Annotated in this window: 22 protein-coding genes and 1 other annotated feature; of the genes, 6 read left to right on the top strand and 16 right to left on the bottom strand. The window is 44.3% G+C overall.

All coding sequences use genetic code 11. From position 1 onward, the window contains the following. Positions 1-9: 9 nt before the first annotated feature. The 3 genes from KQH97_RS07925 to rpsT all read right to left on the bottom strand — a co-directional run bounded on the left by KQH97_RS07925 (position 10) and on the right by rpsT (position 3,154). A complete protein-coding gene (locus KQH97_RS07925) occupies positions 10-1,662 on the bottom strand; it encodes a glycosyl hydrolase (protein ID WP_216553725.1) in 1,653 nt (550 codons plus the stop codon). 239 nt (positions 1,663-1,901) lie between these two features. After that, positions 1,902-2,747, bottom strand: a complete 846-nt coding sequence (locus KQH97_RS07920; RefSeq protein WP_022287632.1) for a glycosyltransferase — start codon at positions 2,745-2,747, stop codon at positions 1,902-1,904. A gap of 155 nt (positions 2,748-2,902) precedes the next feature. Further along, on the bottom strand, positions 2,903-3,154 hold the full coding sequence (gene rpsT / locus KQH97_RS07915; RefSeq protein WP_022287631.1) for a 30S ribosomal protein S20: 252 nt from the start codon (positions 3,152-3,154) through the stop codon (positions 2,903-2,905). A gap of 221 nt (positions 3,155-3,375) precedes the next feature. Between rpsT and gpr the strand changes: the two genes are divergently transcribed. The 5 genes from gpr (at position 3,376) to ybaK (ending at position 8,165) form a co-directional block, all read left to right on the top strand. Next, positions 3,376-4,245: a GPR endopeptidase gene (gene gpr, locus KQH97_RS07910; RefSeq protein ID WP_216553724.1), complete on the top strand. Its 870-nt coding sequence runs from the start codon at positions 3,376-3,378 to the stop codon at positions 4,243-4,245. A 323-nt stretch (positions 4,246-4,568) separates the two neighbouring features. Then, positions 4,569-5,984 (top strand): ABC transporter substrate-binding protein, encoded by a 1,416-nt coding sequence (locus KQH97_RS07905; protein ID WP_216553723.1) that lies wholly within the window; start codon positions 4,569-4,571, stop codon positions 5,982-5,984. 214 nt (positions 5,985-6,198) lie between these two features. Then, complete coding sequence (locus KQH97_RS07900; protein WP_022287628.1) at positions 6,199-6,828, top strand: AAA family ATPase; 630 nt, start codon at positions 6,199-6,201, stop codon at positions 6,826-6,828. A gap of 216 nt (positions 6,829-7,044) precedes the next feature. Next, positions 7,045-7,647, top strand: coding sequence for an AAA family ATPase (locus KQH97_RS07895; protein WP_117877797.1), 603 nt, complete (start codon positions 7,045-7,047; stop codon positions 7,645-7,647). A 29-nt stretch (positions 7,648-7,676) separates the two neighbouring features. Next, positions 7,677-8,165: a Cys-tRNA(Pro) deacylase gene (gene ybaK, locus KQH97_RS07890; protein WP_022287626.1), complete on the top strand. Its 489-nt coding sequence runs from the start codon at positions 7,677-7,679 to the stop codon at positions 8,163-8,165. A 30-nt stretch (positions 8,166-8,195) separates the two neighbouring features. Here ybaK and KQH97_RS07885 read toward each other — a convergent pair whose 3' ends face one another. The 4 genes from KQH97_RS07885 to KQH97_RS07870 form a co-directional block, all read right to left on the bottom strand. After that, on the bottom strand, positions 8,196-9,434 hold the full coding sequence (locus KQH97_RS07885) for a chloride channel protein (protein ID WP_216553722.1): 1,239 nt from the start codon (positions 9,432-9,434) through the stop codon (positions 8,196-8,198). A 166-nt stretch (positions 9,435-9,600) separates the two neighbouring features. Beyond that, a complete protein-coding gene (locus tag KQH97_RS07880) occupies positions 9,601-9,975 on the bottom strand; it encodes a RidA family protein (RefSeq protein WP_117863874.1) in 375 nt (124 codons plus the stop codon). 33 nt (positions 9,976-10,008) lie between these two features. Continuing rightward, entirely contained in the window at positions 10,009-11,211 is a 1,203-nt protein-coding gene (gene ilvA / locus KQH97_RS07875) for a threonine ammonia-lyase (protein WP_022287623.1), read from the bottom strand. A 46-nt stretch (positions 11,212-11,257) separates the two neighbouring features. Then, positions 11,258-11,483 (bottom strand) — a binding site (T-box leader). Positions 11,484-11,742: 259 nt separating this feature from the next. Beyond that, entirely contained in the window at positions 11,743-12,048 is a 306-nt protein-coding gene (locus tag KQH97_RS07870; protein WP_216553721.1) for a hypothetical protein, read from the bottom strand. A gap of 104 nt (positions 12,049-12,152) precedes the next feature. On the opposite strand from KQH97_RS07870, the gene KQH97_RS07865 reads away from it, so the two are divergent. Then, entirely contained in the window at positions 12,153-12,863 is a 711-nt protein-coding gene (locus KQH97_RS07865; protein ID WP_216553720.1) for a DUF421 domain-containing protein, read from the top strand. On the opposite strand, the gene KQH97_RS07860 is transcribed toward KQH97_RS07865, so the two are convergent. From KQH97_RS07860 to rbr, 9 genes are all read right to left on the bottom strand, one after another. After that, positions 12,851-13,456: a nucleoside triphosphate pyrophosphatase gene (locus tag KQH97_RS07860; RefSeq protein ID WP_216553719.1), complete on the bottom strand. Its 606-nt coding sequence runs from the start codon at positions 13,454-13,456 to the stop codon at positions 12,851-12,853. The two genes, KQH97_RS07865 and KQH97_RS07860, sit on opposite strands and share 13 nt — an antisense overlap. A 78-nt stretch (positions 13,457-13,534) precedes the next feature. Continuing rightward, positions 13,535-14,230 (bottom strand): zinc-ribbon domain-containing protein, encoded by a 696-nt coding sequence (locus KQH97_RS07855; RefSeq protein ID WP_216553718.1) that lies wholly within the window; start codon positions 14,228-14,230, stop codon positions 13,535-13,537. An 18-nt stretch (positions 14,231-14,248) separates the two neighbouring features. Then, positions 14,249-15,673: a SpoIID/LytB domain-containing protein gene (locus KQH97_RS07850; RefSeq protein WP_216553717.1), complete on the bottom strand. Its 1,425-nt coding sequence runs from the start codon at positions 15,671-15,673 to the stop codon at positions 14,249-14,251. Positions 15,674-15,883: 210 nt separating this feature from the next. Continuing rightward, positions 15,884-16,984 (bottom strand): cell wall hydrolase, encoded by a 1,101-nt coding sequence (locus KQH97_RS07845; protein WP_118159667.1) that lies wholly within the window; start codon positions 16,982-16,984, stop codon positions 15,884-15,886. 109 nt (positions 16,985-17,093) lie between these two features. Continuing rightward, positions 17,094-18,164, bottom strand: coding sequence for a class B sortase (locus KQH97_RS07840; protein ID WP_216553716.1), 1,071 nt, complete (start codon positions 18,162-18,164; stop codon positions 17,094-17,096). Between the two features lie 5 nt (positions 18,165-18,169). Continuing rightward, entirely contained in the window at positions 18,170-18,709 is a 540-nt protein-coding gene (locus tag KQH97_RS07835) for a CinA family protein (protein WP_046441625.1), read from the bottom strand. A 352-nt stretch (positions 18,710-19,061) separates the two neighbouring features. After that, positions 19,062-20,237 (bottom strand): tRNA uracil 4-sulfurtransferase ThiI, encoded by a 1,176-nt coding sequence (gene thiI, locus KQH97_RS07830; RefSeq protein ID WP_022287613.1) that lies wholly within the window; start codon positions 20,235-20,237, stop codon positions 19,062-19,064. Positions 20,238-20,354: 117 nt separating this feature from the next. After that, entirely contained in the window at positions 20,355-21,485 is a 1,131-nt protein-coding gene (locus KQH97_RS07825) for a cysteine desulfurase family protein (RefSeq protein ID WP_216553715.1), read from the bottom strand. Positions 21,486-21,874: 389 nt separating this feature from the next. Beyond that, entirely contained in the window at positions 21,875-22,486 is a 612-nt protein-coding gene (gene rbr, locus KQH97_RS07820) for a rubrerythrin (protein ID WP_216553714.1), read from the bottom strand. Positions 22,487-22,490: the final 4 nt, after the last annotated feature.

Here is a 22,490-nt window from a genome sequence, read left to right as displayed (position 1 = left end):
TATCCGAAATTATTTATGCTCTTCAAGATACTTCTCTGTATCCATTGGATAGCATCTCAGGTTTGGAAGCTCGTCAAGGGTGAGAACTCTTTCACTGTTGTAGATCTTGTTCCACTCGTCAAATGTGGTGTACTGATCTGAAAGCTGTTTATCCTTGATACAGAACTCGCCGTTCCATGTACTGAACCACGCCCAGCGTGTGCCGTCGTTGAATGCTCCGTCAGGGTCGAACATTGAACCGTTCTCTGTCATTGCGATTATCTTGTTTGTGGATGTGCTTGACTTAACAAGGTCGTAATACCACTTCTGTGAGGAGCTGTCCTGCTCTGCAGGATAGCAGTCATAGCCCATTATGTCAACATACTCATCTCCCGGATACCAGTCAGGATTCTGTGCGTTCCATACCCAGATGAGGTTGTTAAGACCATACTCATTTGTGAACTTATCATACATGAGCTGCCAAAGCTGAATGTATGCGTCCTTTCCTGCTGAACCCCACCAGAACCATGCGTTGCCGGGATACTTAGGGTCGCCTGCCGCCTCGTGGAGAGGTCGCCAAAGTATAGGCACGTTTGCGTCTGCAAGCTCTTTAAGCACCCCTGCCATATGGTCAAGGTCTGCTATGATAGAATCATAGCCCTCTTTGTCCTCGCCACTGAGAGCCTTTGCAAGGTCGAAGTCTGTGTATTCAGAATAGAAGCCCTGCCACCATGCTCCGCCGTTCTTTTCCAGGTTTTTATCAGGGGCATACCAATGCCAGCAAAGTGAAACTATACCGTTTTCGTTGTTGTACCAGTCCATAGCTTGCAACGGCACCATATCTCCACCGCCTGCGCCATGTGAAAGTGCGCTGTTTGAAAGGTTTGAAACATCAAGACCAAGTATAGCAGGCGTCTTGCCTGTGTGCTTCTTTATCTCCTTGAACTCACGGCAGTCCTTGCCCTCGTTATCTCCTGAAAACTGACCTGAGATAGTATACTTGCCATAAACGTCCGTAAGGAAGTTATAAAGTCTTTTTGCCTCGTCAGAAGCGTTAGGGTTTGAAAGCTGATTTGATACCTCATACTGTGAAAGGTCGATAGCAGGAGCCGGGGTTATCTTTATCCTGTCGATATAGATATGACCATTGTCGCCCTTTATGCCTATCTTATGAGTACCCTCGTCGATAAGCACGTTTTCAGCCACAGTGTCGCCAAATTCTGTTGTGGTCGATGTGAAGTTCGTGAGCGCAGCACCGTCAACAGTGATAAGATTTGACTGACCCTCGCCGTCTGCTGCCATTGTGAGAGTAATATTATAGCTTCCCTTTGCAGGAAAATCTATCTCGAACTCCGCCATATCTCCCGATGAGCCTACGGAAACAAAGCCATCGCCAGAAAACTTGCCAAGAAAATTCTTATCAAGCACTGCCGCACCTCCCGAAAGAGTTCCCTCCTCCGCCTCGGATTCATAGCTGAAATCCTCAGGAACGTCATACTCTGTTGTTACGTCTGAAAGGTCGATGTTGCCCATATCCTCAACGACAGGGGCTGTTGTGGTGGTAGTTTCGCCTGCTGACGAGCTGCCTGAGCTGCTGTTTCCTGTGCTGCTGCAGCCTGCCGCCGCACAAGCGATAAGCACTGCCATAACGGCAGCAACTGTTCTTTTCATTATTTCACGCATAATGTTCTCCTTATCATTAATATTTAAAATATTCAAATTTTTATAAAGCCAAACTTTGCGAAGCTCTCGCCTTTAGGCTTTATATTCCATACTTTTAAATATATCATATAAAAAACCATTGTCAATAGCCATTTTCAATGTTTAACATCATGTTCAAAATTGATAACGTTTACTTTGATTTGAGCTAAAAAAATATGAACCCAAATGGCATCGGGTTCATATTTTCATATAGAAATATATTATTTTCTGAGAAACGTTCTGTATACCCAACGGGTAAATTTTCTGGGAAATATAAACAAACCAAGCTGTAAAGCGCATGGCATGAAAAAGTCACGGAAGCCGGTATACCCTGAGCGGTGTATTATCCACCTCACACGAATGAAAGCCTTTGTATGCTCCCAGCTTTTGCGTGTATCCACAGTATTTTCATCTATGCGGTAGCGCACAAGCACCTCGGGTATATTCTGCCCCTTTGCACCATGCTGTAACATTCGTGCGATAAACTCATAGTCCTCGCACATTTTAAGGTCACTGTAACCGCCTATCTTTTCCGCAAAGGACTTGCGAAAAGCCACAGACTGCCTGTTGAAAGGGTTGCGTCGTTTGGAATATGAAGCGATATCCTTATGCATGACAGGCACTTTTTTCACCGAAACTACCTCGTCAGTGTCAGTATCGAACTCTTCCACATATGTGCCGATGATATCAAGCTTAGGTTTCACCGCAAAAAGGGTCATCTGCTTCAAGCAGCGGTTAGGGAGAGATATATCGTCGCTGTCCATTTTCACGATATAATCGCATTTACACGCCTTTATGCCCTCGTTGTAAGCCTTTCCAACGCCCACGTTCTCATCTATCTGAACGATATGGAAAATATGCTTGAACTCGTCCTGAAAAGACTTCACGATAATATTAAGCTCGCAGGTGAGCTTGCCGTCGCACACAAGCACGAAGTCAGAGGGAGGATATGACTGCATGAGCATAGACTCAAGACTCTCGTTAAGGTTCTCAGGGAGCTCACGGTCATACACCGACATAAGCACACTGTATTCAGGCAGCGTATATTTCCCAACACGATACGTCATAAAATCCCTCCCCTGCATTATTATCAACTCAATTATACTATAACAGCTCCAAAAAGTCAACTACGACCAACAAAGTATACTATTTATAAAGTACAGACCAATACACAAAAAAAGACCGCCCCATTCGGAACGGTCTTGTAAGCTACTTTGAAAAATTAGCCAAGCTTCTTAGCAAGCTGTGATACCTTTCTTGCAGCAGCATTCTTATGCATAATGCCCTTTGTGCAAGCCATATCTACCTTCTTGATAGCAGCTCTTACTACTTCTTCCTTGTTTTCTGCGTTCTCAGCTACAGCAGCGTCAGCCTTCTTGAGTGCAGTTTTAAGATCAGACTTTACAGCCTTGTTTCTCATTGTCTTAGTGTTGATAACCTTGACTCTCTTCTTAGCGGATTTAATGTTTGGCATACCGACACCTCCCTCATTCTGTATAAATTTGCACTTATTTGCACAAGCTATCCGCAGACTGAGAGGAAATGCGGAAAGCCCTTTAAACAAGCCTTGTAAAATATTTTACCACATTTCAAAAGAAATTGCAAGGGGGTTTACTGAAAAAAATATAGAAATTTTGCGGTCTAAATTGTAGGAACACACAAAAACTTACACGATATCACAGAAAGGTGAATAAAATGAGCATTAGAACGGATATGGCGGCGGAGAGCTTTTCTCAGGCAGGCGGTGCGGAAAAGCTTCAGGGAGTGAAAGTCAAAAACAAGGTTATTGAAAACGCTAGGCTTGAGGTAACGGACATCACCATAGAAACACAGGAAGCCGCCGAAAAGCTTGGCAGACCTGTCGGCAGATACATCACCCTTACCGCCACAGATTCAACATTCGATATGTACAGCGACAGTTTTCGTGAGCGTGCAGAAGTCATAGCAAAAGCCATAGGGGAGCTTTGCGGTGGTTGTGAACGTTTTTTGGCAGTAGGGCTTGGGAACTATGCCCTGACTTCCGACGCTGTTGGTCCTCTTACCGCTGAAAAGATCTTCGCTACCCGTCACATAAAAAGCCTTGCAAAAGAGATTGATACTGACGATCTGGGCGAGGTCACAGTGATACAGACAGGAGTGCTTGGGAACACGGGAATAGAATCCTCAGAGCAGGTAAAAGCAATTGCGGAGCGTGTAACACCGCAGGCTGTCATTGCAGTTGACGCACTGGCTTGCAGCGAGCTTTCCAACCTTGGCAGGACAATACAGCTTTGCAACACGGGCATTTCTCCGGGAAGCGGAGTTGAAAACGCACGAAAAGAGCTTTCGCTTTCGACCCTCGGGGTAAAGTGCATTGCCATAGGCGTGCCAACGGTCATAGACCTTTGCACTGCGGCACAGCACATTTTCGGTCAATCCGCACCTGAAAGCTCCGAAAACATCATGGTCGCTCCGAAAACTGCCGACAAACTTTCGGAAAACTGCGCAAAGCTCATTGCAATGGGCATAAACCGTGCCGTCCACCCTGCCCTGTCGCAAGAGGACATTCAAACTCTCACCTGCTGACAAAAGACAGGTGGTACGGTAATGTAAAACCTGTATACAACAATTGTAAACTTTTTATTAATATGTATGAGCGAAATTGCGAAAACGTTTTCTGAAAACGAATACTCACACAAATTCAACACACCTTTGTCATAATCAACAAAAACGCTTGAGCTTTATATTGCAAAATGCTGATTGACTAAATTTAAACTTTTTGTTATCATTAGTAAGGACGAAAAATAAGCGTTATGGCAAGCGTTGTCGGGTAACAATGCTTGTCGATCGTAACAGATGAACGTTTTTTGGGTAAGGAACATTCGTCTATTATCAAGGAGGTTACTATAATGAAAATGGCAAAGAGAATTTTCGCTGCTGCTTGTGCGCTTTCACTGGCTTGCAGCATGGCTGCTTGCGGCAGCTCATCAAGTGACAGCTCATCTTCCAAGAAGGAAGCTAAGGCTATGACAGAAGATCAGAAGGAGCAGGTAAATGCACTTCAGGATAAGCTCCCTGACATCGAGCTTTCAAACAAGACTATCAAGTGGATGGCTCACTATGACATCAACCCTAGTGATGGTAAGTCAGAATCACCTGCTATCTCACTTTTCCAGACTAAGTACGGTGGAAAGATCGAGTACGTTCAGACAACTTGGGACAACAGATATACTGATCTTGCTAAGGCAGTTATGGCTAACGACTCACCTGACTTCTTCCCTGCTGACGACATGGACGCATTCCCTAAGGGTGCTATCAAGGCCATGTTCGAGCCTATCGACGATGTAGTTGATTTCAGCTCAGACATCTGGTCATCATCACAGACACTTAACGATTCATTCGTATTCAACGGCAAACACTATGTAGCTGCTATCGACGTAAGACCACAGTATGTTTGTGTGTACAACGCAAAGACAATGTCAGACTTTGGCTATGACGATCCTGCTGAGCTTTATGCTAATGACGAGTGGACATGGAGCAAGTTCACAGAGATGTGCCTTGACTTTGCAGACTCTGAAGCTGACAGATATGCTCTTGATGGTTACTGGTACGGCAAGGCTCTTAACGATACTTGCGGTTATCCACTTATCGGTCTTGAGGACGGCAAGCTTGTAAACAACATGGGCAAGGCTGAAGTTGGCGCAGTTCAGGATCTTATGTACAACCTTGAGAAGAACAACGTTGTATTCGACAGATCAAGCAACAACTGGAAGACAAGAGGTGACGGAGCTAACGGTGAAGGTCTTGGTTCACAGCTCACACTGTTCATTCCTATCGGCACATGGGCTCTCGAGGATACTCCTGAAAAGACTAAGACATTCGGAAGCGTCAAGGACGGCGAGGTTATGTTCGTTCCAATGCCAAGAATGGACGATTCTGACAAGTACTATGTATCTACAGGCGTAAACGGCTATCTCCTCTGCAAGAACGCTCCAAACCCAGACGGCTTCAACGCGTTCGTAAACTGCTGCAAGGTTGCAAACTCTGAGGTACAGAACATCACAAATGAACAGCTCAAGAACGACTACGGCTGGACAGACCAAATGGTCGAGATGCGTCAGACAATTTACGATCTGGCTAGACAGAATCCTGTATTTGATTTCCAGGACGGCGTATCTGCTGAGCTTTCAACACTTATGCAGACAGTAAATCAGGCTACAATGGTAACAGGCGGCGGAGCTACTACATGGACAGAGTGCGTTGCTGAGAACCAGAAGGCTGTTGATTACATCATCAAGGAAGCAAATGCTAACGTTGCTGAATAATTCAGTATTTTCAAGCGGGACGTTCATTCGTCCCGCTTTTTTATTGCCTTTGTATTTGTCACGAATTTGTTAAATAAATTTGTACGCAAAATGCACAATATAAAATACATAAATTTGTGCAAGAATTTTACGGATTTTTATGTACAAATCACAAAAAATGTGCTATAATAAATGTACGTTAAAAAGAATATATCAAAGAAGGGAGATATGTTTTATGAGATCGATTATTACTATCAGCCGTGAATTTGGCAGCGGAGGACGTGAGATAGGCAAGAAGCTTGCTGATGATCTGGGCATACCTTTCTATGATAAAGAACTTTTGGAAATGGCTTCAAAAGAGAGCGGTATATGTCAGGAGCTTTTTGTTAAGAACGATGAGTCCTATACTAACAGCTTTCTTTTCTCACTGGTCATGGGTAATTACCCTGTAAGTGCAGACGGCAGGATCAATCCTGATATGCCGCTGAATCACAAGATATTCTTGGCTCAGTTTGAAACTATCAAGAACATTGCAAAGAAGGGTCCTTGTGTTATTGTAGGACGTTGTGCTGACTATGTTCTGAAAAATGAGCCTAATATTATCGACTTCTTCATTTCCGGCAACACTGCCGAAAAGAAAAAGCGTATCCTTGAGAGATACGATATTGAAAAAAACAAAGCTGAGGACTTTATCCGCAAGACTGATAAGCGGAGAGCTTCATACTATAATTATTACACCGACATGAAATGGGGCGAAGCAAAGAACTATGACCTTTGTATCAACTCGTCCAAAACAGGCGTTGACGGTGCTATCAAGCTTATGAAGGCTTATATCGAAATAAAAGAAGCCAACGCTGATAAATAGGAATTTTTCGTTTTAATTCATTTTACTTTCCTTACTACGAAAGAGGGCTGACCATAGGGTCGGTCCTTTTCCGTTTTATGAGAAGTTTTATTACTCTAGCTTAAACAAAGTGTAACCAATATGTTATTGACAATAACAAGCAAATATATTATACTGTATAAAAGGGCAGAAGTCCGACAAAAAAATAAAAAAATACTGCAAAAGGAGAAACAGAAAATGGCTGAAATAAAAGTTATCACTATCGGCAGACATTATTGCGCAGGCGGTTCGACTATCGGTAAGCTTGTGGCTGAAAAGCTTGGTATCCCATGCTATGACAGAGAGATAATCGACATGGCGGCACAAAAAAGCGGCATTGCAATGAGCGAGATACAAAAATACGAGGAAGCCGCTCTGAGCATTCTCAAAACACCGATAAATCTGTTTTCAAAGGAGAAAGAGTATCCTATAACAGAGAAGATATTCGCCGCTGAAACAGAGGTAATAATGGAGCTTGTTTCAAAGGGAAACTGCGTTATCGTGGGCAGATGTGCAGATTTTATACTGAAAAACAAAGTCAAGACGCTGAATGTCTTCATTAATGCAAGCTTTGAGAAGCGTCAGGAGTGCGCAATTGAGAAGCACAACATCTCCGAGGACGAGGTGGAAGCAAGGCTCAAAAAGTATGACAGAAAACGTGCCGACTATTACAACTCCAACACCAACAAAAAGTGGGGAGATATTTCAAGCTATGATATGTGCCTTGACAGCGGCAAGCTTGGCTACGAAATGTGCGCCGAGATAATTGCTGACACTGTGAAGCTTTCAAGGGAGAAATAGGGGCAATATTTTATTGGGAGCGATAAAAAATGTCAAAGGATAAGGAAGTCAAGACCAACGCCATGCGTATTCTTGACAGAAATAAGGTAAAATACAAGGTCAACACATACGAGTGCGACGAGTTTATCGACGGCATACACATTGCAGATATGCTCGGCCAGCCATATGAAAGCTCGTTCAAGACCCTTGTGACAGTGGGAAAAAGCGGAAATTACTATGTTTTCGCTATCCCTATCGCAGAGGAGCTTGACATGAAAAAGGCGGCAAAGTCTGTGGGCGAAAAGTCGGTGGAGATGCTCCATGTGAAGGATATAAACTCTGTTACTGGCTACATTCGTGGTGGCTGTACACCCCTTGGCATGAAAAAACAGTACATGACGGTAGTTGACAGCTCTGCGGAGCAGTTTGAGGAGATAATCATAAGCGGCGGACGTATCGGGTCGCAGATAATGCTTTCTCCGAAAGACCTTATCAAGGTCACAAGGGGTAAATTTGAGAGCATAACAATGAGTGAATAGACAAAAAAAGAGAGCCGCTTTGGCTCTCTTTTATTTTGCATTTATGTTGATATATTCGGGCTTTGTCTTTGAGTACATTATTTTCTGGCTGGAATAAAGTCCGTAATAGCCCGAAAGCATATAGCTTACTCCGCAGGCAACCGCAAAAAGCACAAGCCCACTTCCACCGAAAAGCTCATAGCTGAGAAGTATGGAAGCCACAGGGCAGTTCACAACGCCGCAGAAAAGTGCCACAAGACCTATAGCAGCACCGAATGATGGGTCAAGCCCCAAAAAGCCTGCGGCTGTACAGCCGAAAGTTGCTCCGATAAAGAAGGTCGGGACTATCTCACCGCCCTTGAAGCCTGTATTTATAGTTATGGCGGTGAAAAGCATTTTCAGGGCAAAGGCTTCTGGGTGCGCCTTACCTTTCTCTAAAGCCGCCACAATAACGTCTACGCCTGCTCCGTTGTAATCCCTTGTACCTACAAGCAAAGTCAATGCAATGATCACAACGCCACCTACAGCTATCCTGAGATAGGTGTTAGGCAGATACATCTGAAATCTTGAATGTGAAAACTCCATTACCATGCAAAGGAGTATAGATATTACCGCACAAAGAGCCGCAAGTGCCGCTATCTGGGTCACAGACACAAGGGAAAGCCTTGGTATGCCTGTTATGTTGAACTTTGTTGGCGCAAGCCCTGCCAACAGTGATATTTTATATGCGATAAGAGAGGAAGCTATGCAAGGCACAAGACCCACATAGTATATAACGCCCACACTTATTACTTCCATAGCGAAAAAAATCGCAGTCAAAGGCGTGCCGAAAAGTGCGGCAAACACCGCGCTCATTCCGCACATTATCACAAGGCTGGAGTCTTTTTCGTCAAGCTTTAAAAGCTCGCCTGCCTTTGCGCCAATGCTTCCGCCAAGTTGCAAAGCCGCACCCTCACGTCCTGCCGAGCCGCCCGTAAGGTGGGTGAGTACAGTGCCTAGAAAGATAAGAGGCGCCATAAGCAGCGGCACTTTGATGTTTCCACGAACAGAGCTTATGATAAGATTTGTACCGGTTTCCTCGTCCACCTTGCAGACACGATAGCTGAAAATGATAAACAGACCTGCCAACGGCATAAGGTACAATGTCCAGCTATGACACTCACGGAAGCCTGTAGCAAAGTTTACCGCCATATGGAACAGCGAGCCGACTATTCCCCCTATTACACCCACTGCGCAGGCGATAAAGACCCACTTTGCAAAGGCTATGGAGAATTTTTTCACCGTCCGCATTTTGCTTTTTATAAACTCACTGCTTATTTTCCTCACCCCTTTTTACAGAAAAACAACGGGCGACATATGCCGCCCGAAATACTTGAAATACAGCTCCACAATAATGGGACGTCGCATTTCTGTGAAACAGAAATTCAGCCGTTCCACTACAAGATAATATGCTAAATTATACCTCAGCGATTACCTCTACCTCAACGAGAACGTCCTTTGGAAGCTCTTTTGCGGCAACGCATGAACGTGCAGGCTTTGATGTGAAATACTCGCCGTAAACTCCGTTAAATGCACCGAAATCTGACATATTCTTAAGGAAGCATACTGTCTTTACAGCCTTGCCGATAGATGTTCCTGCGGCTTCAAGAACGTTTGTGAGGTTCTTGCAAACCTGATGTGTCTGCTCCTCGATAGTTGTTGCCTCAACGTTGCCTGTTGCAGGGTCAATTGCTATCTGACCTGATGTGAAAACAAGGTTTCCTACCTTCATTGCCTGTGAATATGGACCGATTGCGTCCGGTGCGTTCTTTGTGTAAACAACTTCTGCCATTTTTATCTACTCCTGTCTTAAAAAATCTTAAAATTACTTATTGACTATCTTAAAGCCTGCGGCTGTAAGAGCCTGTCTTATCTCTCTGATATGATCAAAGTTTCTTGTTTCAAGAACAAGTCTGAGCAGGCAATCTGTGATATCGCTGTCCTCGCTTGCTCTCTCGTGGTGAACAGAAACAACGTTTCCGCCGAGCTTTGAGATTATCTCTGAAACATCTCTCAGCTGACCAGGTCTGTCCTCAAGCTGGATAGTAAGAGTATCAGATCTGCCAGACTTGAGCAGACCTCTCTTGATAACTCTTGAAAGTATAGTTACGTCTATATTTCCGCCTGAAACAAGACATACAACCTTTTTGCCCTTGATGTCAGGTATCTTATTGAACATTACTGCGGCAACAGGTGTTGCGCCTGCGCCCTCTGAAACGAGCTTTTGCTTCTCGATAAGGTGGAGGATAGCTGATGATATCTCGTCGTCTGAAACTGTAACAACGCCGTCAACATACTTACTGCAATACTCAAAGGTATGCTCGCCAGGCTCTTTTACCTTGATTCCGTCTGCGATAGTGTGAACGCTTTCAAGGCACTCTATCTTGCCGTCTTTAAGTGAATTTACCATTGAAGGTGCGCCTTCAGCCTGAACGCCGTATACTCTAACGCTTGGTTTGAGCTGTTTTACAGTGAATGCAACACCTGAGATAAGTCCGCCGCCGCCAACAGGAACAACGATAACATCTGCGTCAGCCACCTGACTTAGTATCTCCAGACCGATAGTTCCCTGACCTGCGATAACATTCTCGTCATCGAACGGGTGAATAAATGTATAGCCGTTAGCGTCACGAAGCTCGATAGCCTTTGCATAAGCGTCATCATAAACGCCAGGCACAAGACATACCTCAGCGCCATAGCCCTTGGTTGCCTCTACCTTTGAGATAGGTGCGCCGTCAGGAAGACAGATGATAGACTTTATACCGTTCTTTGTTGCGGCGAGAGCAACGCCCTGTGCGTGGTTTCCTGCCGAGCAGGCGATAACGCCGTGCGACTTTTCCTCGTCTGAAAGCTGTGATATCTTATAATAAGCTCCTCTTACCTTGAAAGAACCTGTTACCTGAAGATTTTCTGTTTTCAGATAAACGTCACAATCAGGGTTTACCTTTGGCGCATGGATACACGCTGTTGGTCTGATGACCTCTTTAAGCACGTTTGAAGCGTCAAAAACCTTATCCAATGTAAGCATAAAAAACAACCTCTTTTTTCTATGTAATAAAAAAAGCCCTCGCCTGACTAGAGGCGAAGACATAATATCTCCGTGTTACCACTCTGATTGCAGACCAATGAGCCTGCCACTCATATCTCTTTCTAACGGTGAGAGACCGTATCCGCTTAACACATCTGCTTAGGCGGATCAGCTCAGAGATGATCCTGACGGCGTTATCCCTGCGGACTTTCACCAAACGTCCGCTCTCTGCGAAGTATTCGCACCGTCACCTTTCTCGTCACAGCCTTTACGATATTCAATACAATCATTATATCACCATAAATATGAATTGTCAACAGCAATAAAATGAATTTTTCTCTAAGACATTATACAAGAATAAAAACCCACACCAAGGTGCGGGCTTTTATCAATTAAGGAAGTATAGAAAAAATATATGAAGAAAACAATCATGAAGTCTTTTTAACTGTCGGTCTTTCCTTTCCGACTGTAATAATATTACCACTGCAATGTGATAGAATTATGTGCAAAGAGAGTGCATTTGCAAAAATATCACCTTTTGTTTGCGTAATGCACAACGATATGACGAAGCTTCCCTGTGGTCATATCCTTGCCCTTTATATCCGCTCCGTTGTGGCTCATAAGCTCAGCGCAGACTATGCCGTCGGTACTGCACCTGAAAACCTCGTGTCCGTCACACACCACCACAAGCTTTTCACTGTCCACAGATATTCCGCCTGTTCTTCCGATAACATTTTCCTCTGCGCCCTCACGCTCCACCACATAGGAAACACGCTTTCCGTGATAGCGTTCAAGCTCTTTTAACGGAGTGCCTTTATTTTTTCTGAAAAGTCCCATTTTACGCTCCTATATCATTGTATCTGACGTTTCTCTGTCAAAGGAAGAATAATCTGCCACCATATGCAGATACTAATGGCATGAATCAAAAGGGGGTCACGCCTATGAACATCGCTCACACTATTCTTGCCACTGTAGGTTCTATAATAGTCATGTTCGCCATATCAAAGCTTCTTGGCAACAAGCAGATATCACAGCTCACGCTTTTTGACTACATCAACGGCATCACCATAGGCTCTATCGCCTCTGAAATGGCTGTTTCGCAGGAAATTGACGAGCTTATCGTGCCTGTTATCGCAATGGTGCTTTACGGACTGACAGGCTTTCTGTTGTCGGTGCTTACGATGAAGTCTATCCACTGCCGACATTTTCTTTCGGGCAAGCCTATCCTGCTTATTGAAAAAGGCAAAATATATCCCGAAAACCTTAAGACCGCCAAGCTTGATGTGAACGATCTGCTTTCAAGAGCAAGAACATCAGGCTATTTCGACATCTCAAAGATATACTACGCTATTCTGGAAACCAACGGCACTATCTCTTTCATGGAACGTGCCGCAGAAGCACCTCTCACTCCAAAAGACTTAGGATATGAGAAGCAGGACGAAAAGCTTTGCACCGACCTTATCCTTGACGGCGTTATTATGGAGGACAACCTGAAATACGCAGGCAAGGAGATAAAATGGCTCACCAACGAAATAAGAAAGCAAGGCTGTTCATCACCTGACAAGGTCTTTCTCTGCATAGTTGACGGAAACGACAAGGTGACAGTGTTCCCGAAAACTCAGGAGAGCAACAAGAAGATCTACTTCGACTGAACCTTCTTCAAAAACTCGTGCAGCTCCTCTGCAAGCCTGCTCACAGGCAGACCAACAACGTTATAAAAGTCCCCGTCTATCTTTTCCACAAGAAGTGCTCCAAGCCCTTGTATGCCGTAAGCTCCCGCCTTATCCATAGGCTCGCCGCTTTTCACATAGGCTTTTATCTCCTGGTCGGAAAGCTCTCTGAAAGTCACTGCGGTGGTGGCGGAAAAGCTACTGTAACGACAGCCTCTGCCGATGGTAACGCCTGTTACAACATGATGAGTCTTGCCTGACAGCATTTTTAACATTCTTATGGCATCAGCTTCGTCAACAGGCTTACCGAGAACTTCCCCATCGCATATTACAACAGTGTCACAGCCGATAACAACGCTCAGGTCATAGACCGAAGCGATACATCTGCATTTTATCCCTGAAAGATACTCAGGGGCAAGCTCCGGTGTAACGTCCTCTGGTATTTTTTCGTCACAATCAGAGGGGATAACCCTGAAATTCTCACACATCAATGACAGCAGTTCTTTTCTTCTTGGCGACGCTGAAGCAAGTATAACATCATAATCCATAAGCTCGCTTGAAATATTCACTGACATAAAGATCTTCCTTTACTTCTTTTACTTCTTACTCAAAAAGGCAACGCACTTATTATCCTGCGCTGCCTTAGTTTTTTATTACAACTTCATTCCGCACTCTGAGCAGAACTTAACGCCTGCCGGCTCTTTGTGGCCGCACTGAGAGCAGAATACAAAACTGCTGTTTGCAGGCTCTTGCACCGGAGCTTCTGCTATCACCGGAGCAGGCTGTGGCATTGGTGCAGGCTGAGGTGCTGTTTCAGGCTGTGGGATAGGTGCGGCAGTCTGTGCAACAGCAGGCTCAGGGATAGGAGCGGCTGTCTGAACATTCTGCTGAGCAGGATTGCCATAAACAGGATTAGCCTGTGGCTGAGTATAAGCAGGTGAAACAGGGTGATTATGATAGCCCTGACTGTTTTGTATAACAGGCTGTGCGCCCATTGGAACTGCACCGCCCTGAGCAGGCTGCTGATAAACAGGCTGAGCCATTTCAGGCTGTTTTGTTCCGCAGTTAGGGCAGAACGCCATATTCACTGGTATCTCGTGGCCACAGCCGGAACAAAGTTTCATTCCTCTGATGGTAAGAAGCTGTTCATTAAGATTTTTCAGTTCTTCAAGAGTTGCGTCTATCTGAGCAATAAGGTTTTTCACCTCCGGCTCTTCTATCTTGTCAGCCATTCTGAGCTTGACATATCTGCCTATCTCGGTATACTTATCGTTTATAAAGGCAAGCTTTGCGTCTATCTGTGCCTTTACTGCATTTTCAGGTGTATTCTTAGGTGAAAAAAATCCCATTTTTATTCTCCCTTTCGGTTATAATATTTCTTCTGTATTTTGCTCTGTGGCGGTATTATCCTCAGGCTGAACGTCAAACGAAGTTGTTGTAGTATCAGGTGCTTCTGTAGCAGGAGCGGTGGTAACAGCGCCGTTCTCGGTCGGCTGAGTCTGTGCAGGCTCACTTTCCTTTTTGCTGTCGCCTGAAGCGTTTCCGCCCTCGTCAACTATCTCTGAATCCTTTATCTCCTTATCTATCTCGTCCTGCGACATCTGACCTCTCTTTACAGCTTTGTCATTTACAGCCGACAGACCAAGATAGCAATTCACATAATAGTGAGTAAGTATCTGATCATATGTATAGCCAGCCTCGGCATAATAGCAAGCGCCCCACTGCGACATTCCAACTCCGTGACCCCAGCCATAGGACTTGAAAGTGAACACACCGTCCTTATAGCTTATCTCCATGGCGTTCGATTTCACATCAAAGAGGTTGCAGAGCGTGATACCTGTTATCCTAGCTTCACTGCCATCATAGGTACAGCTTGTATGACCGTCGATAGTCACTCCGCTTATATACTTTCCGCTGAAAGCAGAGTCTATTTTAAACCAGTTCTTCACGTCGTCGGAAAGCTTTATATCAGTTTGGCCCTCGATACGCTCCTTGACCTCGTCTTTTGTATATGTAGTTTCAATGCCCCAGTTAGGATCTTTATCGTCAAACTCGCTCTTTACACGCTTGAGATACGGGTAAGAAACGCCCCATATATCCTCGCTGGTGGTAGAATAACCTGCTGTTGAAGCAGAATAAACTGCATTTATGATATTGCCGTTATACATAACGGTCTGACCCTCAACGGCATTTACACATCCTTCTATCTTTGAAGAATATCCGCTTTTAAGCCCAACCGTAGGTATAGCACCGATAGAATCGTTAAATCTGACCCATGTATAAGCCGCCACGGCCTGCGCCTTTATGGCTTCCTCGCCCCACTCACCGCCTATCTCGCTGTTGACTATCTGACAGAGCAGTTCATGACCATTAAGAGTGACGATATTTCCTGAGATTATATCGTTGACAGTATAATACTCATCAGCGACGCTTCTTGTATCTGTAAAGTTAGCAGGGTCGTTCTTTATATCGTAATACTCGCCCTTATCCTCAGGCATTTCCACAGTAAACTCACTGGCTGAAGCCTTTTTCTTTGTGGTCTTTGCCTGCTTTTTCTGCTGAACATAAGACATATCATACTTATCCACAGAGGACTTTTTGAACTTCACAAAGTCATAGACCTCAGTAGCGGCAGTGGTCTTAACGCTTTGAGCTTCAACGTTTTTGACCTGCACCGCAGGGGCTTTTTCTGCGCCCACGCTTTTATTATCCAGCAGCAGCTCACCGCATATACCAACGGCAGTTATGCTCATTACTGCTGCGCAGACATTTGCACATATCTTTTTTGTCATCAAATTCATCGTCAAGACACTGTCCTTACCTTCAAGCGGTCACACCGCAAAACATTCCCAATGGCAGCAAAATACTCACTGCATACCTAAATAATAGTTTATCAAATACTGAAAAAAAGTCAAGACAAAGCTAAGTTTCGTCCTGACTTTTCAGCATAATATACAATTTTATATCTACAATATCGGCATTTTAGCCAAAAACTTCAAATATTACTTGAAGTATCTCTGACCATCAAGCTCCATGCAGAATGTGAGTGATTCAAACCAAGCCGCTGTGCTTCCGCCGCAATACTGTGGAGCGTAGTAATAAACTGCACCGTTTGAATTATCCTCGCCGTTCAGCGCTCTCTTTGCACAATCAATAGTGTTCTGAGTTGGCTTGTTTCTGCCGCTGTAATAGCCGTTTATTGCAGTGAACTGATTTGGCGCTGTAAGAACGTCGCTTATAGAGCTTCCAAATCTGCCTGTCTTCACTCTGTTGATAATAACATTTGCAACAGCGATCTTGCTCTGCTCTGAGCAGTTTCCTACCTCGCCCTGAAGAACGTAGCAAAGCATATCAAATTCTTCATCTGTATAGCTTATAACAGAACTGTTCGAGCTTGCTGTTGTTGCTTTCTTTGTTTCTGTCTTTTTTGTTTCAGACTTTGTTGTCTTAGCCTTTGTTGTCGTAGTCTTTTTTGTTTCAGACTTCTTAGCTGCTGTTGTAGTTTCGGACTTCGCAGCGGAAGTTGTTGTTACTTCTGCCTTTTTAAGATAGTCCTTCATTACATATCCGCTGTAGTCGCCGTATGTAACCTTATACCAACCGTCGCTTGTTTCAGCCGTAACGATAACTTCCTCGTCTGTTGCAACGATAGCTTCTATCTCTGAGTTCTTGTCAGCCTTTTCTCTGACGTTCACGATCTCAGTTGCGACCATTGTTACGTTATTGACCTTTGTTTCTTTTGCTGCATTTTTAGTAGTTTCTGTCTTTTTTGTTGTAGTGGCTTTGGCGGAAGTTGTTGTCTCAGACTCTGCCTGTGCCATTTTATACTCGCTGATACCCGCTTTTCTCCATGTAACGGTGTTCATTGAAGTATAGGTCTCATCTCTCTCAGTTTCTGCTTCTGTCACAGAAGTGGTCTTAGTGTTGGTTATTGCAGCTTTTGTGTCCTTCTGAGCCTCGTTGTTGCCGCTTGTAAGTGCAAAGATACTTACTGTACCTATCATCAGCACTGCCAGCGCACCGCTGCCCAGCATTGTTCCTACTTTCCTGACCGACGGCTTAGCTGTTCGCTTTATGCTGTCTTCAGTTTTTTTCTGCTTCATTTTAATCACATTACCCTTTCCGACCGTCTGCACGCAAACCGTCTTCACTGCCGTCCGTGAGCTTGACGTCAGCTAAAATTTATTTTACACCGATTTGGTGTAATAAACATCAATAATCCCAGCCGAAATACTTCTTATTGTTTCCGTATACGTTTCTCCAGCATTTAGGGAAATAAATATCCTTATTTGCCTTGTCCTTATAGGAATCTATTATAAGATCCAGGTTATCGTCAGCCGTCATTTTCTTTGCCACGATCACCCACCTGAGTTTTGAAGTTTCGTTCGTACAAGTCGAGAGCGATATATACTTATCGTCTGCTGTACACTCAATATCGTTTGAATACCACGAACGCTTTCTCACTTCTGAGATCCAATCGTCAAACTTATAGTCAGCGTCGTCAAAATATCTGGTAGTCCAGTATTTGAAGAGCTTTCCGTCGTCCTGATTTTCAAGTATTCCCGTCACGAACGCACCCACGATAACATACTTACAGTTGCTGTCATAGATAGTATTGAACTCGATAACAGGATATTTCTTAAGAAAATCAACGCCCTTTTTATACTCAGTAAGGTGAGTAAAGGAAGTTCCCACATATCCCATGTTATGACCATATATCGTGATATTGTCAGACTGCCCGTCCTTATTTATGGTAGACCAAGCGTCTGCATAAATGCTTCCCGATTCGTAATACTGCTTGTCTATATTCTTGTAAAGATAATATTCATTATCCTTGCCTTTAAGAACAGGGAAGTTTATATATTCATCACCTGCGGAATTTTTAAAGCCGGGGATCTTTATCCAGCCTACGACGTCCTTGTTCCTTTTCAGAAGCTTCTTAGCCCAACCCTGAACTTCTCTGTCCTTCGTTGAAGCCTCAGGGTCAGAAACGTCAATATCGTCTGAGCCGTTATTCTTGCTCAGGTCAACGTCATCGCCAAAGTCAGGCTCGTAATTTACGATCTCCTGAATATAGCTCTGATCCTGCTCATCGGCTTTCAGAAAATCAGAAAGCTCATTAAGAGAAACACAGAAAAGCACAATAGAGAACATGAACACTATCTTTCTGAACACTTCTCCTGCTCCGTCGCCCTTCCACGGGATAAAATATCTTACTACTCTTACAAAAAAGTTTGTATCGTCCTTTTCGGACAGATTCATTGTTTCATTAGCCATTGACATTTATTTCAAGCCTCCGCTTTTTGTTCATACAGCTCAAGCACCATTCTCAGTGCTGTTTCTGTTGTAAGCATACGGATCTTTCTTCTGTCCAAATTCTCATATTCTTTATAAAGCTCAAGCCGTCTGACTATTTCCTTCTGACGACTTCTCACTGAAACATACACAGTTCCCACAGGCTTTTCCTGAGAGCCGCCGCTTGGTCCTGCTATACCGGTAACAGCCACTGCACAATCTGCACCGAAAAGCTTCAGCGCACCCTTGCTCATCTCACTGGCTGTCTGCTCAGAATAAACAGTATACTGCTCCAGCGTTTCCTTTTTCACGTTCAGAAGCTTCATCTTTATTTCCTCCGTATAGGTGCAAGCACCGCCGAGGAACATTTCCGACGCTCCCGAAACGGAAGTGATCGTCTGGCTTATCATTCCGCCTGTACAGCTTTCCGCAGTACACAGCTTCCGACCGCTCTTTATCATATATTTTACTACACTTTTTGTAACTATGTCAATACTATCTGTAACCACTTTGTCACCTTCAGCAAATTTCATAGTAATAATCACCCCTTTTAGTTATATATTGCACATAAAAAATCGGCTCTTTTTGTCCATTTTGTTAATTCGACGATTTTCAGAAATCAATGTAAATAGCAAATTCTGCAAGCAAATGTTACACTTTTGTTACCAAATTACTGATTTTCCATTATTAGCAAGCCCGTTCAACACCCTTTTGGACGCAAAGAAAAGCCCTGAAAATTCGGGGCTTTTCGGAATTTTTCACCATGGAAAGGCACAATATTCGGGTACAAAAAAGCGTACAATTAAGCTACAAGCTGTTACAGTTTTAACCCGTTTGTAACCTTTTCACAGACACCATGCAACGGGTGTACGCCATGAAAATACGCTATGCGTTTCTGATAAGATAAGGCTTTGTTCCCTCGATAGCTTTCTGGATATAAGGCTCCCAATCGAAAGCGTTCTGAGCGGCTTCAACGTCTGCAAGGTTAGGTCTTGTCTTAGGGTGCTTTGGCGTGAAAACTGTACAGCAATCCTCATAAGGGAGGATAGAGGTATCAAAAGTATCTATCTTTCTTGCTATCTCCACTATCTCAGATTTGTCCATACCAACGCATGGTCTGAATACAGGCATACGGCAAGCGGCGTCTGTGCAGACCATTGCATACATAGTCTGGCTCGCTACCTGACCAAGGCTCTCACCTGTGACAAGGGCTTGTATATCCTCTTTCTCGCATATCCTCTGAGCTATCTCCATCATAAGTCTTCTCATCAGGATAGTGAAAAGCTCCTCAGGGCAATTATCTCTCAGAAGCTCCTGGATCTCTGTAAAAGGCACGCAGAAGAAGTTGATATCACCGCAGTAAGCAGTGATTATCTTGGCAAGCTTTTCGACTTTCATCTTCGCTCTGTCGGAAGTATACGGTGGAGCTTCAAAGTGGATAGCGGATATTATCGCACCACGCTTTGCCATCATATAGCCTGCAACAGGCGAATCTATACCGCCTGAGAGAAGAAGCATTGCCTTTCCGCTTGAGCCGACAGGTATTCCGCCAGCGCCCTCGATAGAGCCTGCGTGAACATAGGCGTTGGTTTCTCTTATCTCCACTGTTACTACAACGTCAGGATCGTGAACGTCGACTTTAAGGTGTGGAAATCTTTCAAGTATCTTTCCGCCCATTTCTATACATATCTCAGGGGACTTGAATGGGAACTTCTTATCTGAACGCTTTGCGTCGACCTTGAAAGTTCTCGCAGTTTCCATTTCGTCCTCGATATAGTCAAGTGACTTTGTGAGTATCTCGTCCATATCCTTTTCCAAAACACAGCAGCGACAGAGCTTAACGATACCGAAAATTTTCGACAGCTTTTCCACTGCCATGTCAACATCGCTGTCATCATTAAGCGGCTCAACATACAAAGTAGATTGTGCTTTTGATACGCTGAACTGTCCGCAGCTTTTAAGTCTTCTTTTTACGCTCTTTGTCATCATGCTCTCGAAGCTTGATTTGTTAAGACCTTTCAGAGCTATCTCACCATATTTGCAGAGAATGATTTCTTTCATAAATTTTATCCTTTCTTTACGAAAACTGCACAAAAAAGTCCTCGTCAAAAACCTGTCAAAAGCGACCTTTTTCGCCGTTCCCCTTTATAAATAGTACAAAACATTTGTTTGCGTGTTTTACCTTACCTTGCACAGGTCATTCTGCGCAGACTTTATGCCCTCCATAAGAGCGTCTATATCCGCCTTTGTGGTGTCGATGCTAAAGCTTATCCTGATAGTGGAGTCAAGGCTCTGCTCGGGATATCTGAACTCTTTTAGCACAGAGCTTTTCTTGCCCTTTGAGCAGGCTGAGCCGCTTGAAACATATATCTCACGCTTTTCAAGATAGTGGAGAAGCACTTCGGACTTTAACCCATTGACCGCAATGCTTGTGACATAAGGCGAACCGCCTTTTCGTGAATTTACGAAAACATCGCCGTTTTCGTTACACTTTTCTATGAGATATGACTGCACCTGTGCGGCTTTTTCAAAGTTTTCCGAAACGTTTGGAGCAAGCTTTTTCACCGCCGCACCGAAACCGCATATGAGCGGCACTGACTCAGTACCCGAACGAAAACCTTTTTCCTGTCCTCCCCCAAGCATAAAAGGCGGTATATGAACACCCTTTTTCACATACAGCGCACCGATGCCCTTTGGAGCGTATATTTTATGACCGCTGAGGGATATCATATCGGCATTCAGCTTTTTGGCTTTTACAGGAATTTTCATAAAGCCCTGAACGCAGTCGCAATGAGTAATCACCTGGGGATACTTTTTCTTTATCATAGAAAAAGCCTTTTCCACAGGGAGTATGTAGCCGTTTTCGTTGTTCACAAGCATACAGCTAACAAGGAAAGTGTCCTCGTTCACAGCGGCAAAAATATCACGGGCGTTTATCTCGCCGTTCTCGTCAGGTGATATCCTTATGACCTCACAGCCCATATCTTCAAGCTCCTGGGCAGGATTTTTCACAGCAGGGTGTTCAACAGAGGATATGACAACACGCTTTTTACGTTTTCCGTGAGCCTTGTAAGCCCCGAAAATAGCGGTATTGTTGCTTTCAGTAGCGCCTGAAGTGAAATAGACCTCATCGGGGGTAACACCGAGAGCGTCGGCAATGATCTCACGAGCGTCAGAAACAAGAAGCTCAGCGTCAAGACCGGCTCTGTGCAGAGAAGAGGGGTTTCCGAAGACCTCCAAGCCTTTCATTACAGCCGCTTTAGCTTCATCACAGGGTTTTGTGGTGGCGGCATTATCAAGATATATCAATTATCACAAGTCCTTTCATGTTTTATCGCAATTATTCTTATTATAACATATAATTGTGAATAATGCAAATAGCGGAGCGGTGTTAAGTGAGAAGTGAGGAATGACACAGCCGAACAGAGAAAAAAGCCAATGCAAAGCAGAGAAAACACCGAGCGAAGCGATTTTGCGACAGTAGAACTTGAAGCCAAAATGTAGGGGACGGCGCCCCCGACGTCCCGTTTCGGGGAAGTTCCAAGGTATGGATTTTTTACAAAGTTGAGTGGGTGAACGAAACGGGCGAACTACCGAGGTTTGTAAGGTTATCAAGGTTTGCGTGATAACCAATTCGCCAAAACCCCAAGTTCACATACAAATGCGGCACGACATTTTCAGCCGCACCGCACAGAACACTATTTATCACAGTTACAATTACTTCCCCATGAAGCCATCGAAAGCCTGATATAATATCCCTGCGCTTCTCCGCAAACAGGACACCTCTCAGGGGCTTGTGTGCCCTCCACGATATAACCGCAGTTCAAGCATACCCACGTTTCAGACTGGGAGGAAGAGAACAGCTTTCCCTCTTTCATAAGCTTGCCAAAAGCCGCAAAACGCTTGCCGTGAACATTCTCTATCTTGGCGATATTCGTAAAGTCCTGCGCTATCCTGCCATAGCCCTCTTGCCTTGCGACCTCAGCAAACGCAGGGTAAACGTCGTTTGATTCCTGATGCTCGTTGTGGTCTGCCATACCAAGCAAGGTACACATATCCTCCGAAATATCCACAGGATAACCGCCGTCAACAAACACGCTCTCCCCTGACAGCTCTTTGAGATGCTCGTAGAATATCTTTGCGTGAACTTTCTCCTGATCGGCTGTGAACTTGAACAGGTCGGCAAGCACATAAAACTTCTGCTGTCTTGCCTTTTCTTCCGCCATTGTGTAGCGGTTTCTTGCCTGACTTTCCCCTGCAAAGGCTCTCATAAGGTTATCCTTTGTCTTTGAATTTCTGAAATCTGACATTTTT

This window comes from Ruminococcus sp. MSJ-25, assembly GCF_018917825.1.
GTDB classification, from domain to species: Bacteria; Bacillota; Clostridia; order Oscillospirales; family Ruminococcaceae; genus Hominimerdicola; species Hominimerdicola aceti.
Note: the sequence above shows the minus strand (reverse complement) of the source record. Positions and strands in the feature narration are given on the sequence as shown.

Excerpts from the sequence above, each read along its gene's own strand:
- KQH97_RS07925 (WP_216553725.1), bottom strand. The coding sequence starts at position 1,662 with ATGCGTGAAATAATGAAAAGAACAGTTGCTGCCGTTATGGCAGTGCTT.
- KQH97_RS07920 (WP_022287632.1), bottom strand. The coding sequence starts at position 2,747 with ATGACGTATCGTGTTGGGAAATATACGCTGCCTGAATACAGTGTGCTT.
- rpsT (WP_022287631.1), bottom strand. The coding sequence starts at position 3,154 with ATGCCAAACATTAAATCCGCTAAGAAGAGAGTCAAGGTTATCAACACT.
- gpr (WP_216553724.1), top strand. The coding sequence starts at position 3,376 with ATGAGCATTAGAACGGATATGGCGGCGGAGAGCTTTTCTCAGGCAGGC.
- KQH97_RS07905 (WP_216553723.1), top strand. The coding sequence starts at position 4,569 with ATGAAAATGGCAAAGAGAATTTTCGCTGCTGCTTGTGCGCTTTCACTG.
- KQH97_RS07900 (WP_022287628.1), top strand. The coding sequence starts at position 6,199 with ATGAGATCGATTATTACTATCAGCCGTGAATTTGGCAGCGGAGGACGT.
- KQH97_RS07895 (WP_117877797.1), top strand. The coding sequence starts at position 7,045 with ATGGCTGAAATAAAAGTTATCACTATCGGCAGACATTATTGCGCAGGC.
- ybaK (WP_022287626.1), top strand. The coding sequence starts at position 7,677 with ATGTCAAAGGATAAGGAAGTCAAGACCAACGCCATGCGTATTCTTGAC.
- KQH97_RS07885 (WP_216553722.1), bottom strand. The coding sequence starts at position 9,434 with ATGCGGACGGTGAAAAAATTCTCCATAGCCTTTGCAAAGTGGGTCTTT.
- KQH97_RS07880 (WP_117863874.1), bottom strand. The coding sequence starts at position 9,975 with ATGGCAGAAGTTGTTTACACAAAGAACGCACCGGACGCAATCGGTCCA.
- ilvA (WP_022287623.1), bottom strand. The coding sequence starts at position 11,211 with ATGCTTACATTGGATAAGGTTTTTGACGCTTCAAACGTGCTTAAAGAG.
- KQH97_RS07870 (WP_216553721.1), bottom strand. The coding sequence starts at position 12,048 with ATGGGACTTTTCAGAAAAAATAAAGGCACTCCGTTAAAAGAGCTTGAA.
- KQH97_RS07865 (WP_216553720.1), top strand. The coding sequence starts at position 12,153 with ATGAACATCGCTCACACTATTCTTGCCACTGTAGGTTCTATAATAGTC.
- KQH97_RS07860 (WP_216553719.1), bottom strand. The coding sequence starts at position 13,456 with ATGTCAGTGAATATTTCAAGCGAGCTTATGGATTATGATGTTATACTT.
- KQH97_RS07855 (WP_216553718.1), bottom strand. The coding sequence starts at position 14,230 with ATGGGATTTTTTTCACCTAAGAATACACCTGAAAATGCAGTAAAGGCA.
- KQH97_RS07850 (WP_216553717.1), bottom strand. The coding sequence starts at position 15,673 with ATGACAAAAAAGATATGTGCAAATGTCTGCGCAGCAGTAATGAGCATA.
- KQH97_RS07845 (WP_118159667.1), bottom strand. The coding sequence starts at position 16,984 with ATGAAGCAGAAAAAAACTGAAGACAGCATAAAGCGAACAGCTAAGCCG.
- KQH97_RS07840 (WP_216553716.1), bottom strand. The coding sequence starts at position 18,164 with ATGTCAATGGCTAATGAAACAATGAATCTGTCCGAAAAGGACGATACA.
- KQH97_RS07835 (WP_046441625.1), bottom strand. The coding sequence starts at position 18,709 with ATGAAATTTGCTGAAGGTGACAAAGTGGTTACAGATAGTATTGACATA.
- thiI (WP_022287613.1), bottom strand. The coding sequence starts at position 20,237 with ATGAAAGAAATCATTCTCTGCAAATATGGTGAGATAGCTCTGAAAGGT.
- rbr (WP_216553714.1), bottom strand. The coding sequence starts at position 22,486 with ATGTCAGATTTCAGAAATTCAAAGACAAAGGATAACCTTATGAGAGCC.